13 protein-coding genes are annotated in these 13519 nt (G+C 29.3%); 8 read left to right on the forward strand and 5 right to left on the reverse strand.

Annotated features, from left to right (window positions below):
• Window positions 1–947 precede the first annotated feature (947 nt).
• Window positions 948–1973 carry a glycosyltransferase family protein gene (locus tag ETU10_RS08850; RefSeq protein WP_146311588.1) on the reverse strand — a complete coding sequence of 342 codons (1026 nt, stop codon included), beginning with the start codon at window positions 1971–1973 and terminating at the stop codon, window positions 948–950.
• 17 nt (window positions 1974–1990) lie between these two features.
• Window positions 1991–2950: a glycosyltransferase family 2 protein gene (locus ETU10_RS08855; protein ID WP_146311590.1), complete on the reverse strand. Its 960-nt coding sequence runs from the start codon at window positions 2948–2950 to the stop codon at window positions 1991–1993.
• 267 nt (window positions 2951–3217) lie between these two features.
• Here ETU10_RS08855 and ETU10_RS08860 point away from each other — a divergent pair, with 267 nt between their 5' ends.
• The gene (locus ETU10_RS08860; RefSeq protein ID WP_146311593.1) at window positions 3218–3778 is read left to right on the forward strand and encodes a 1-acyl-sn-glycerol-3-phosphate acyltransferase; all 561 of its coding nucleotides are present in this window, start codon (window positions 3218–3220) and stop codon (window positions 3776–3778) included.
• Between the two features lie 50 nt (window positions 3779–3828).
• On the opposite strand, the gene ETU10_RS08865 is transcribed toward ETU10_RS08860, so the two are convergent.
• The gene (locus ETU10_RS08865; RefSeq protein ID WP_146263114.1) at window positions 3829–4425 is read right to left on the reverse strand and encodes an outer membrane beta-barrel protein; all 597 of its coding nucleotides are present in this window, start codon (window positions 4423–4425) and stop codon (window positions 3829–3831) included.
• Between the two features lie 380 nt (window positions 4426–4805).
• Here ETU10_RS08865 and ETU10_RS08870 point away from each other — a divergent pair, with 380 nt between their 5' ends.
• The 7 genes from ETU10_RS08870 (at window position 4806) to ETU10_RS08900 (ending at window position 12480) form a co-directional block, all read left to right on the forward strand.
• Entirely contained in the window at window positions 4806–6230 is a 1425-nt protein-coding gene (locus tag ETU10_RS08870; protein ID WP_221410379.1) for a cysteate racemase, read from the forward strand.
• An 81-nt stretch (window positions 6231–6311) separates the two neighbouring features.
• Window positions 6312–7175 carry a peptide chain release factor N(5)-glutamine methyltransferase gene (gene prmC / locus ETU10_RS08875; protein ID WP_146311597.1) on the forward strand — a complete coding sequence of 288 codons (864 nt, stop codon included), beginning with the start codon at window positions 6312–6314 and terminating at the stop codon, window positions 7173–7175.
• Window positions 7176–7206: 31 nt separating this feature from the next.
• On the forward strand, window positions 7207–8451 hold the full coding sequence (locus ETU10_RS08880; RefSeq protein ID WP_146311599.1) for a D-alanyl-D-alanine carboxypeptidase: 1245 nt from the start codon (window positions 7207–7209) through the stop codon (window positions 8449–8451).
• 39 nt (window positions 8452–8490) lie between these two features.
• Window positions 8491–9075, forward strand: a complete 585-nt coding sequence (locus ETU10_RS08885; RefSeq protein ID WP_146311601.1) for a DUF4199 family protein — start codon at window positions 8491–8493, stop codon at window positions 9073–9075.
• Window positions 9044–10006 carry a glycosyltransferase family 2 protein gene (locus ETU10_RS08890; protein WP_146311603.1) on the forward strand — a complete coding sequence of 321 codons (963 nt, stop codon included), beginning with the start codon at window positions 9044–9046 and terminating at the stop codon, window positions 10004–10006. Before ETU10_RS08885 ends, ETU10_RS08890 begins: the two co-directional genes overlap by 32 nt.
• A gap of 15 nt (window positions 10007–10021) precedes the next feature.
• Window positions 10022–10753 carry a GIN domain-containing protein gene (locus tag ETU10_RS08895; RefSeq protein ID WP_146293187.1) on the forward strand — a complete coding sequence of 244 codons (732 nt, stop codon included), beginning with the start codon at window positions 10022–10024 and terminating at the stop codon, window positions 10751–10753.
• Window positions 10754–10776: 23 nt separating this feature from the next.
• Window positions 10777–12480, forward strand: a complete 1704-nt coding sequence (locus ETU10_RS08900; RefSeq protein ID WP_146311605.1) for a phospho-sugar mutase — start codon at window positions 10777–10779, stop codon at window positions 12478–12480.
• Between the two features lie 75 nt (window positions 12481–12555).
• On the opposite strand, the gene ETU10_RS08905 is transcribed toward ETU10_RS08900, so the two are convergent.
• Both ETU10_RS08905 and ETU10_RS08910 read right to left on the reverse strand, forming a co-directional pair.
• Entirely contained in the window at window positions 12556–13173 is a 618-nt protein-coding gene (locus ETU10_RS08905; RefSeq protein ID WP_146311607.1) for a YceI family protein, read from the reverse strand.
• A gap of 23 nt (window positions 13174–13196) precedes the next feature.
• Window positions 13197–13451 (reverse strand): hypothetical protein, encoded by a 255-nt coding sequence (locus ETU10_RS08910; protein ID WP_146311609.1) that lies wholly within the window; start codon window positions 13449–13451, stop codon window positions 13197–13199.
• Between the last annotated feature and the right edge of the window lie 68 nt (window positions 13452–13519).

Below are 13519 nucleotides of genomic sequence, written 5' to 3' on the forward strand. Positions count from 1 at the left end.
ATATATAACTCTGCATTTTTTTAATAGGCATCACATGGCTTTTAATCAATTTTTCCAATTTAGATGTAAGATAATATGTATAGGTTGCGACAAAAATTTCTCACGGCCCTCGATCTATAATTTACGACTTAATTCTTCCAGTTACTGGTATATAAACATTTAATTTTCTCCAACTGATACTCCGAATCCATCTGAAAGGGATTTAGCTAACATACCTATATCCTCTCATCAGTAACCATACTTGATACAAGTAACGATTCCTTTTTTTGTTTTACATCCAGCATATTAGGAAATGTGGTTACATCTTCATTTTAGTTGTGCTTCAGTAAGTTTTTGACAAACTTTGATTTGCTTCTACCACTTATTTTTGGAGTTTATTCTTTGGATATGTAAGTCGATATTATAAAAATCAAAAAGAATTAATTATGAATTTCACGATACTCTTTTAGCTTTCTTAGTTGGCTAAGTCATTTCACGATAGGCTCTGTCTTTTGTCTTTTGCATGGGATCTTTCCATTCCTGTTCTTTTTTATCAGCTATTAATAATACAAATTGGTTTACTGTTATTTATGCATTTATCGTTTTGCAAAATATATCATCATCGTGAAAACCATTGCAATTGCTTTTTTTCGCTTGCTATAGGATTTAGGATAACCAATTTTCAAATTTTCTACGTTTAGAGAGATAGCGGAAAGAAAAAAGTAAATCAATCTCGGCATGTTAATTGAAAAGTGATTTTATCTTATTTTTGAAATGGTTTGTTGTTTTCATATCTTTGGATATTTAGCTTAAAATCTAAATTAGACCAAATTATCACAGTAAAAAGTAATACTAAATTTTACTCTTCTCTGCTATATCATGTAATATACTTAATTAAAGAATATTGATTTTCAATTAAACAATTACTATTTAATTCTACATCTATATTTTAAGCATGTAAAGAATGTCTAATCTATTTCACAACCTTGCTTTTTGTATTGAGCTTTAAATAAGTCCGACCATTTTTTCCATTCAGCAAATCTAGCTTTGGGATGATTAGCCTCAAGAAGTAGATTAGAGATTATTTCAGAGGAAAAATCTTTAGGGTAGTTCTCAAAACTATTGAATTTATCATTATACCAACTTTCATTTAAAATATAATTGAAACGGTTAACATCAAAATCTACGTCGTATTTATGATAGGAATTGGTAGCAGAAGAAATAAAAGTAGTTTTTAGCGCTTCTTCATTGAGATGAGCAATGAAGTTTTCATTTTTTTTATTTCTTCTATAAAAATTAGTAGCGTTTATAAGTTGATGAATCTCGTTAACTCGTCCGTTTGCATCTTGCCATATACTTAACCAATAATCACGATGATAAATCCCCATAAGTATAGAATTTAAAATCCAATATTTACCAATAGTATTATGATCTACACAACCCAACCTATACAATAGACTAAAGCATTTAAGCTTATTTTTAAAAAGAGACTTCATAATAAAGTTTGGTCCAAAAAACAGTTGGGGCTTTGTAGCAATAATCTCAGAATTTAAAGGTTTGGTTATACAATTATTCTTATAATTAGTATTGCCTAACCAACCCAACTTAAGCAAGTAAATTTTTTCCAATTGCATTGACTGCTCTAATGAATTTAAATCTATTTCACGAGTGAACCAAACATCATCTTCAGTAATAAAAAAATACTGGGAACAATTTTTTACTGTATCTATCCATAAATCAGTGGGAATTTTAAAGCCGTTGATATCTTTCCCTGAGTTTAAATTTTCTTCAATTGCTTTAGTTTTTTCCTGATAATTTTTAGAAGTAAAAACTTTAACCTTTGGGTATTTGTTTTGGATTTTCTCTAGGTATTTTTTAGGAGTTCCATCGTCAAGAACTTTTAAATTAAAGTCCCCCTTTACGTTTAAATATATACTTTGTATACAACGATCTAGATAAAATGGTCGGTTAAAAGATTTGATTAATATATCCATGTGATTAAATAAAACAATTACAGTTTATTATAAATTTGGTGAATAATCGTAAACAAAAAATGGTTACAACTTAATACCTTATAAAATAAGTATTTATTTGTAACAGGAAATTTATTTTTCCTATATTTATTTAGAAGTATTTGCAAATGATCAATATTTGCTTCATAAAAGGCTATTTTTAAAGCCATTTCTAAATATTTTTTTGAAATAGGGTAATCTATGTCCAACAGATTAGTAAAAGTTTCTGGCTGTAAGGAATCGTAGGAATCTTGACCCTTATAATTTAATCTTTCCAAGTAAAATTGTTTTGCCAGATTTAAAAACATCCAATGAACCAAATAGTTTTTACTTTTAGATAAGGAGTTAGTCGTACTTCTATATTCAATTAGTGATTGTGGGAGATTAATAACGACTTTTTGGTTAGATAATAACATGAGGATGAAATCGTAATCTTCGCAATATAACATTTTTTCTCTGTACTGTAAATGTTCATTTCTGAACATTATAGACGAATGATAAAATAAATTATGGTTTAAAATATCCTTTTGGATGTCAGGATAATTAGTCACAGCATTATAATTTCCTACATGAATTCCATTTTCATCGATAATTTTTGCGCTGCTTCCTAAGAGAAATACTTCTGGGTTCTCTTCAAGATAATTCCATTGAGTTTCTAAACGGCAGGGTAGGGCATTATCGTCTGAGTCCAAGATTGCAATGTATTTTCCTTTGGCTATTTTAAGCCCAATGTTTCTGGATTTAATTACAAACTGATTGCAATTATTATGAATAACTTGTATTCTAGGGTCTTTTTTAGCAAATTCTTCAAGTATAGATTTTGTTTTGTCCGTAGAGCCATCGTTAATAATTATAAATTCAAAATTTTGAAAACTTTGGTTTAAAATAGATTGAATTGAGGTAGATATATATGTTTCGGCGTTATAAGCAGCCATCACAACCGAAATTGCAGGATTCATAAATAAAAATATAGATATACAAAGCTAGTACTTTAATTTCATAGATAGAATATGTGATAGTTAAAATTAAATATCTTACTTTTGCCTTGTTTGAAGTTTATAAGTTATTCGTATTATGATGCAGATGCTTTTTAAAATGGTCTTAGAAGCTATGAATATTGTTTTTGATATTTTTGGTTGATTCTATATAAAATTAAAATTTAAGTTCAATTAATTCCTATAATAGGTTTTAACTGAGCTTTTTTTGTGTAATTAAATTAAGCTACATTGAGAAAAATTATAGGAAAGTTAATGCTAGGAATTATGGGATGGAAGTTTACATTATCTATTCCCTTAGAGAAAATTAAAAAATGTGTATTGGTATGTGCACCTCATACCTCCAATTGGGATTTTTACTATTGTATTGCCTGTTTTTGGTCTTTAGGAGTTCCTTATAAAATTATGATTAAAGACGATTATACTAAACCTTGGTATGGATTTATATTTAAAAGTTTAGGTTGTTTGGGCGTAAATAGAAAAAGTAGGAATAATTTGGTTGAGTATTCTGCTAAGTTAATTAAAGAATCTAAATCAATGGCATTAATTAATACTCCAGAAGCGACTCGGTCTTGGTCTGAAAAATGGAAAAAAGGTTTTTACTATATTGCTCTAGAAGCACAAGTACCAATTGTATTGGCTTATGCCGACTATAAGAATAAAGAAGCAGGAATTAGTAAAATTATTGGTGTAGAGAACAACTCTATTCAAGAAATTTTCAGTGAAATTGAAAATTTTTATAAACCAGAGATGGCTAAATATCCGGAAAAATATAATCCAAAGATTTTTTAAACAAAAAGAGAGGATTAAATAATCCTCTCTTTAAAAAAATATTTAGTAATTTAGAAAACATATTTTACTCCAAAATTCACGTCATTGAAGTTAAGACCAAAAGCAGAGTTGTCATCATGTTTAACACCGTCTGGATTATGAGTTCCATAACCGAAACGACCAACAGTTGTTTCAACAGACCAATTTTTAGTTAAGAATAAATCAAAACCAGGTCTTAAATTTACACCCCAATCCACGAAATTACTTTTGCTATCTCCAACTTTAGTATTACCTAATTTAACAGGAACGTCTAATTGACCAAAGAAATAAACTTTTTCTCCAATTCCCCAATATTTTCTTGCTAAAGGTTGAATAACAAAAGTGTTAGTTTTAACTTCGCTATCAAAAGTACCGAATGGAGTACTTATAGGAGTTGTAACTTTTCCATATTCATAACCAATTTGCCCCCCTACAGCAATGGTTGGAGTAATAAAATACCCAATTAAAGGAGAAACGTTAAAATTATCAGATTTGATATCTGCAGCTCCAACTTTGTCATGAGTATATCCAATGCTTCCACCTAAAAATAAACGACCTTTTAAACCCTCTTGAGCCTGAGCTACAAGTGAAGTTAAAACTAAAGATCCTAAAATAAATAATTTCTTCATTTTAAATTAATTTTTTGATTTTAATGCTCAAATTTAATTATTATTTTAAATTTTTATCAATAAAAATTAATTTTAACAATGTTTTTAATAATTTTATAAATATATTTATAAGATAATAATTGTGGTATATTATTATTTTTGATATAGAATTATATAAAATCGTAATTAATTTATAAATTGATAATTGTTATATAATTTTTTAATATAAAAACATTAAATAATTCAGACTGTATGAATTTTATTATATATAAAATTTTAAAGTTTTGTTGAACTGTAATTAAACCTTCATTGTAATTCTAAATTTTAATTATAGACTGAATCAGGCATAATTCATGCTATTTAGAAATAAGAAATATAGATATAAAGAAGTAATTTTCTCTATGCAAAAAATAGCAGTAATAGGAGGGTTGGGAACTTTGGCTGGTGGCGACTTATTTTTTAAACTATTAAAAAATAAACAGGTTTTAAAAAATCAATCCAACTTTCATTTTGGTTTTGAGCAAAAACCCTACACTCAAATGGACCTGCCACTTTACCAAGAAAAAGATATTAAATCAAGAAAATTTTACACTTATTCTATATGTAAAAATTTTGAAGCTAAAAATTTTACTAAAATATTGATTCCTTGTTTTGCCAGTCATTCATTTATAAATGAATTGCAAAAAGAAATTTCCATTCCTATTGTAAATCTATTTGAAGCTTTAAAAAATTTTGTAAAAAAAAGATTTCCTAAAGGTTCAAGAATTGGTATACTTTCATCGGATTATGTTAAAGACCTAAAGATAACCAAGGAATATTTTCAGGACTATACATTAATATACCCAGAAAATCAAAATTTATTAATGGAATCAATATACAGTAAGCTGGGAATAAAAAATGGATATTTAGAGGGAATAGCTTTAGAGAATATTTATTCGAGTTGTGTGAATTTAATTGACAATGGTTGCGACTTAGTAATTCCGCTGATTACTGAAATTTCTTTAATTGCTGATCAAATTCGTAAACGAGGTATACAAATTTTAGACGTAAATCAAATTTATGCAGATTATGCACTGCAAAATGAAAGCCTTGAACCTTTAAAACCATTTAAATTGGGGATTTTAGGAGGAGTTGGGCCGGCAGCAACTGTTGATTTTATGAACAAAGTAATACAAAACACTCCTGCCTACAAGGATCAAGAACATATAAAAATGATTGTAGAACAGAATCCACAAATTCCAGACAGAACGGCTCATTTAATTCATAAAGACACTGATCCTACAATTTCAATGTTTTCAACTTGCAAAAGATTAGAAGTAGAGGGAGCAAATGCTATTGCAATTCCTTGCAACACTGCTCATGCGTTTGTAGATAGTATACAACCCCATCTAAACATTCCAATTATAAACATGATTACTGAAACGGCTAAATACATTCTTGAAAATTGGGGAGAAAATGTTAATGTAGGATTACTAGCCACCACAGGAACTATACAAACGAACGTATATACAAATGAATTCTACAAATTTAAGTTAAATGCAATTGTTCCAGACCACGAACATCAAGAGTTTGTAATGGAAAGCATCTACGGTGCCCAAGGTGTAAAAGCTGGATTTACAGAAGGACTTTGTAAAGAAAATTTATTGAAAGCCATTGATTATCTTATTAAAAAAGATGTTGAAGTTATTGTTCTGGGTTGTACAGAGCTTCCATTAATGTTTAAAAATTATAAAGAATACAAGTATAAACAAGCCATAATCATTGATCCTACTGAAATACTAGCCAAAAAAATTGTACAGTTATCTAAATCCGAGGGAAATACATAAAGGATTACGTATTTTATAAATAATTAAATTTTTATTAATATAAAAAACTGTAATTTTAAAGTAAATTTAATTGCTTTCAGAATGAAATCATTAGCACAAATAAGAAAAGAATATATAGAAGTACTTTCATCAAGATATACTCAAAAGGAAATAGATACTATTTTTTACACTTTGGCAGAAGCATATCTTCATAAAAAAAAATCAATATTACAACTAGGTTTAAATGAATTATACGAAGAATCTGAAATAAAATCATTGTTATTCCAACATTCATTATTTCAACTGTCTCAGGGAGTTCCTTACCAATATATAGTTGGAAATACAGAATTTTACGATTGTAAAATATTAGTAAACCCCAATGTATTAATACCTAGGCCTGAAACTGAGGAATTGGTAGATTGGGTGATTCAAGAAAATAAGCAAAAGTTTGACCCCATAAATATTATTGATTTATGCACGGGGAGTGGTTGTATTGCCATTGCTTTGGCAAAAAATTTAAAGCATTCTAAGGTTTCAGCCTTAGAAGTTAGTAGTTCAGCCGTAGAATTAGCAAAAAAAAATGCAGAATTAAATCAAGTTGATATTAATTTTATTTTTGGAGATCTGTTGGATGCAACGGTGGAGGATATTCCCAATCTAGATGTTATAGTTTCCAATCCTCCCTACATTAGAAATTCAGAAATAGATTCCATGGAGGATACTGTAGTTCAAAATGAACCTGCTCTAGCCTTATTTGTCTCAGATAATAATCCTTTAATTTTTTACCAAGCAATAATTGATTACGCTTATAAAAATTTAAAACCTTCCGGATCTGTTTATGTAGAAATTAATCAAGATTTGGCGGAGGAAACCCAAGAATTATTTTCTAAAAATTTTATTTTTGTTGAGTTAAAAAAAGATCTTTCTGGTAAAAATAGATTAATAAAAGCCAAAGGAATACGTTAATATGGTAGAAATTCTATAATATTTACCATATATGTCAATAAATAAAATTATCTTTTTTTTATGGATGATAGGTTCATTACATCTATTCGCCCAAAATCCATTTTTAGATAATCATTTCAATTCAGAGTTTTACTCCAATCAGTGGGTGGGTTTCTCATTATACAATCCACAAGAGAAAATTGAATTATACAATTACCAGAGTAACAAATATTTTATACCGGCTTCCAACGTTAAAATATTAACACTTTATACAGGCCTTAAATTAATGCCAGATTCAGTTCCATCTTTACAATATTTAAAGAAAAACGATACGCTTTATGTTAAAGGTACTGGCGATCCTACTTTACTCGAATCTTATTTCAGACAAAATAAAGTCATCCATTTTTTGAAGAATTCACAATTACCCATAGCTCTGTATCTAGAAAATTGGAACGATACAGCTTATGCTCCGGGATGTAGTTGGGACGACTTTGTTGAGGATTATTCGCCTGAAAGATCTCCCTTTCCCATCTATGGGAATTTAGTAACCTTACAATCTCAAAAAATTGTTCCAAAATATTTTGCAAACCAAGTATTATTTCAAAAAAAACAATCGGTAAGAGATCTAAATAATAATATATTTTACTACGCAGGAAATAAAAAAATTCAGATTCCTTTTATAATTTCCAAGGAATTAATTAAAAATTTATTGGAAGAAGAAACTAACCAAAAAATTTTTTTAACGAATAATTTTCCCAAAGGAACAGTAGAAACTCTTTATAGTATTCCTTCGGATGAGTTGTTTAAGAGGATGATGCTTGTTAGTGATAATTTTATCGCAGAACAAATATTATTAATGTCTAGTTTAAACATTTCTGAAAAGTTAAACTCACAATCAACCATTCAATATATACTTAAAACTTATTTAAATGAATTTCCACAAAAGCCCCGATGGGTAGATGGCTCAGGTCTTTCACGTTATAATAATCTTTCCCCAAAAGATCTCGTTTATGTCTTAAATCAATTGTACGAGGAAATTCCAACAGAACGTTTACTCTCTTTATTTGCTGTAGGAGGAGTAAATGGAACATTAAAAAATAGTTATCCAGGAAATCCACCTTATGTATATGCTAAAACAGGATCCATGGGGCAAGTGTACAACCTTAGTGGTTATTTGAAAACAAAATCAGGTAAAATTTTAACATTTAGTTTTATGAATAATAATTTTCAAGTGCCTACCAGTCAATTAAAAGTAGAAATGAAAAAGGTTTTGGAGTATGTAAGAGATCATTATTAAGTCTATATTGACGAAAAAGACTAACTTTGCCCAAATTATATGAAAAATTCATCAGTACATTACGGAGTTTTATTAGGATTTCTAACTCTAGTTCTATTTTTCTTAGTCTATTTTCTATTTATAGGACAAAGCTATTACATTCTTAGCTTAAGAGTGAACTTTTTTATTTTGCCAGCACTTTATACACTTATAGCAGTTATATTGTTGTACAAAAAAACATCAATTCAAAAACTATCATTTGCAGATTGTTTCACAACCTCTTTTAGTACCATGTTTATTGGGGGGACTGTTTCATTTATAATTATATCGTTATTTCTAAATTACGTAGATAAAGGAGCCAATGAAATATTTGGTCACCAATTATATACTACATGGAGAGAAGGATTAGATCAAGAATTTTCAATGCTTGTTAAGCCATCTTCTGAAGATATTCAAAAATATCATCAATACCAAAAACTTTTAAACTGGATGATTACAGAAGAAAAATATTTTTTTAATTTAAGAATGACTGTAATTATTCTAGGGATGTTATATACCTTTTACCTTATAATATCCGTATTTTTGTCCATGTTTTTTAGATTAAGAAATCCGCATGCAACTATCCGTAGTAATACCTCTTCTTAATGAAGAAGAATCTTTAAATGAATTGCTTGAACGTATTCAAGCCGTGTGCTCTCAAAGAAATATTTCTTATGAAATAATTTTTGTTGATGATGGGAGTACTGATAATTCTTGGGAAATAATTTCTACATTTTCTCAAAATTACCCACAAGTGAAAGGGATAAAATTTGCTAGAAACTACGGAAAATCCCAAGCATTAAACGCTGCCTTTAAAATGGTGCAGGGAGAAGTAGTAATTACTATGGATGCTGATTTGCAAGATTTTCCTGAAGAAATTCCTGCATTAATGAAATTGATAGTTGAAGATGGTTATGACTTAGTTTCCGGTTGGAAGAAAAAGAGATACGACAATGTATTAACCAAGAATCTTCCTTCTAAGTTATTTAACTGGGCAGCACAAGTGATTTCTGGAGTTAAACTTCATGATTTCAATAACGGTTTGAAAGCTTACAAAAAAGAGGTGGTAAAATCCATAGATGTACATGGAGATATGCACCGGTACATTCCGGTTCTTGCTAAAAATGAAGGATTTACTAAAATCACTGAAAAAGAAGCTCCTCATCAAGCACGGTTGTACGGAAAATCTAAATTTGGAACCAATCGTTTTGTAAGAGGATTCTTAGATTTAATTACAGTTTGGTTCATGTCCAGTTTTGGTTCCCGTCCCATGCATTTTTTTGGTTTTATGGGAACGCTAATGTTCTTAATTGGATTTCTTTCTACTACATGGTTAGGAATTCATAAATTAATAAAAGTTTGGAATAAAGTTCCAGCACAATTAGTTACTAATGATCCATTATTCTATATTGCACTAACAATGATGATTTTAGGAACACTATTGTTTATTGCAGGTTTTTTAGGAGAGCTTATTGTTCAATTAAAAAGAAAGCGTACCGATGATTATATCGTTACTCAATATTTAAATATTAAATAAAATAATAATATAAGTATGAAAAAAGTTATTTTTTATTCATTTATAGCCCTTTATAGCCTTTGTTTAGTATCTTGTAGTTTTTCTGTGAAAGGGGAAGGAGAGACTGGTGAAAAGGAAATAAAAATAAGTAATATAAATGAAGTTGAGGCTCAAGGAAACTATAGGTTAATATATCTTTATGACAATACAAACCCTAGAATTATTGTTGAAACCTATAAAAATTTATTAGACAATTTAAAAATTAAAACTTCTGGGAGTAAGTTAAGCATTTCAGAATCTAAAAAAGTGGAGGGAACTGATTTATACAATGTTTATATCTATGGACCTCAAATAGAAACTTTTGATGTTACGGATAGTATAAATGTAGATATAAATTCACAATTGAGAGTTTCTCAATTAAATATAAATCTTTCTAAATCAGCAAAGTTGCTTGCTAGCAATGTAGTTGTAGACGTTTTAAAAGTTGATTTAAGTGGAAAAGCAAAAGCAAGTATTCAAGGAACGGGTAACAAGCTAATATTAACCGCTAGTGATGAAAGTGATTTCACCTCACCATTTTTAGAATTATCTGAAGCCAATGTAAATATTTCTAATGTTGCCACTGCTGAATTGTATGTGAAAAGTAAGCTCTTGGGAAAAATTACAAATAACTCTAGACTTTCCATAATAGGAAATCCTTCCAAAGACATTAAAACCATTGATTTGGCTGAGTTAAAATTTATAAATTCTGACAGCATCAGGAAGTAATACATTCTTATAAACTAATTAAAATGAATTATTCAGAAAGAGCAAAAAGCTGGCTAAGAGAACCTTTTGATAAAGACGTACAAAAAGAAGTTCAATATCTTATTGAGAATAATCCCGAAGAACTTGAAGATGCCTTTTACAAGGATTTAGAGTTTGGTACTGGTGGGATGCGTGGAATCATGGGAGTTGGAACCAACAGATTGAATCGTTATACTTATGGACAAGCCACGCAGGGACTAGCGAATTATCTAGTAAAAGAATATTTAGGAAAAAAAATTAGCGTAGCTATTGCTTATGATGTTAGACATAACAGTGATGTTTTTGCAAAAATTGTTGCTGATGTATTAACAGCCAATGGGATACACGTTTACTTGTTTAAGGAATTTAGACCAACTCCAGAATTATCTTTTGCTGTAAGAGAATTAAACTGCGAAGCAGGAATTGTTTTAACAGCTTCACACAATCCTCCGGAATACAACGGATTTAAGGTTTATGGTAAGGATGGTGCACAAATAGTTCCTCCTGAAGACGAAGCAATCATACAGGAGGTTCGGAAAGTAGACTATTCGGAAATAAAATTTAATGGAGATGATACTAAATTAACTTACCTTAGTGAGGACTTAGACCAAAAATTTATAGATACAGTAACCAAACATGCAAGCTTTCTAACAGGTAAAAAGGATTTAAAAATAGTTTATACACCTTTGCATGGAACATCAATTCAAGTATTACCCCAAGTACTTAAACAAGCGGGGTATGAAAATGTATTTATAGTACCCGAACAGCAAAACCCAGATGGAAATTTTTCAACTGTAAAATCTCCCAATCCTGAAGAGCCTGAAGCTCTTTCAATAGCTTTAAAATATGCAGAAGAGCAAGGGGCTGATATCGTTTTTGGTACTGATCCGGATGCAGATCGATTGGGTATAGCCGTTCGTGGATTAGATGGTAAAATGGTTTTATTAAACGGAAACCAAGCCAATACAATCCTTACTGATTATGTATTAAAAAAATGGAAGGAAAATGTCAAGATTAATGGTAAACAATTTATTGGTACAACCATAGTAACCTCAGACATTTTTTATCGTTTAGCCGAAGCTTACGGAGTTGAATGCAGAACCGTTCTTACAGGTTTTAAATGGATCGCTGATTTAATAAAAAAATCCGAAGGACAAGAACAATTTATCTGCGGAGGAGAAGAAAGTTTTGGCTTTATGTTAGGAGATTATGTGAGAGATAAGGATTCTATATCATCAATACTATTGGCTTGTGAGGTAGCCCAAGAAGCAAAAAATAAGGGTAAAACACTTTTTAATATATTGTTAGAAATTTATCACAAAGTTGGTTTTTATTACGAAGAATTAATTTCCATTGTAAAAAAAGGAAAAGACGGAGCATTGGAAATATCTTCTATGATGGAGCAGTTTAGAACTAATCCTCCTAAAGAATTAATAGGAGAGAAGGTTGTTCAATTGGACGACTATAAAAATTCGACGTCTTTAAACCCTAATACAGGTGAAAAAACAAATTTAGATTTACCAAAATCCAATGTTTTAATTTTTTATACGGACAAAGGAACTAAATTGGCTTGCAGACCTTCGGGTACCGAACCTAAAATAAAGTTTTATTTTTCTGTAAATACCTCAATCAATAATGATCAGGAATACAAGAACAAGCTAAATGAAGCTAAATCTAAAATTGATAAGCTCAAAGAATTTGTTCAATAAATTAAAAAAAATCAACTAAAATTTAGTTGATTTTTTTTTGCATACACATTTATTAAAGCAAATAAATGCAAAAACTTATTTTGCTATTTTAATAGTCAAATTTACGTCAGTCCAAGTTTTTCCTTCGTGTAAATCAGAACAAGCCCCATGTAAGGCCTTAAAAGATTTTTGAGCATCAAAATCATTTAGAATATCAATAGATCCCTTTATAGTAATCTCATTATCATTCAAAGTATAGTTAAATTCTTTAATAGCTTCTTTACCATTTAAAGAAATTTTGATAGTTGCTTTACCATTCTCAAATTTTTCAAAAGTTCCCGTAATTTCTGGAGAGGCTAATCGTTTAAAAAAGAATGAATTTAAATTTGCATCTCGTGCAACATCACCCGAAGAAACAGACAATCCATCAATACTGAATTTTGAACCAACTAAAGATTCAGGAAATTTTAAATTCTCTTGAGTATCGTATAAATTAATTTTTGTAAAAGTTCCTTTAACCCCTTCTTTTCTTTCTGTTTTATAAGCTTCCCATTCTAAGTTGTTTTTATAACTTGATGTTTTTTCATTGACAGAAGCTTCTGTAGATACTTTATCACTTTCGGATTGAACAGTACTATTCTGATTATTTTCTCCACAAGAAATAATAAGTATTGAGCTAAGTAATAAGGAAGATAAAAAATTTTTTTTATTCATTTGAAATTTTTATAAGGTAGGGATTATTTGCTTTTGGTAGAATCAGTAACTAAAGATGTAGAAGTACTGTCATTTTTAACTTGTATTGAATCATTGTTCGAAGTTATAGCTTTTTCTTTAGCATCTTTTTGCGGTAAAGAAGTATTTTCTGCTTTTAAAGAATCTGATTTTTGATTTTCCAAAATATTTTCTGGAAATATTTCTTTGTTACCACCGGGAGCTTTACAAGAAAAAGCAATTAAACTAAATAGGGTTACTACAAGAATATTTTTTTTCATATTTTCATTTTTAAATGCCAAATATAAACTTTTTTAACGATTCTTATATTCAACAAACCCTTAAAATT

The organism is Apibacter muscae, from assembly GCF_007845595.1.
In the GTDB taxonomy this organism is placed as follows: Bacteria; Bacteroidota; Bacteroidia; order Flavobacteriales; family Weeksellaceae; genus Apibacter; species Apibacter muscae.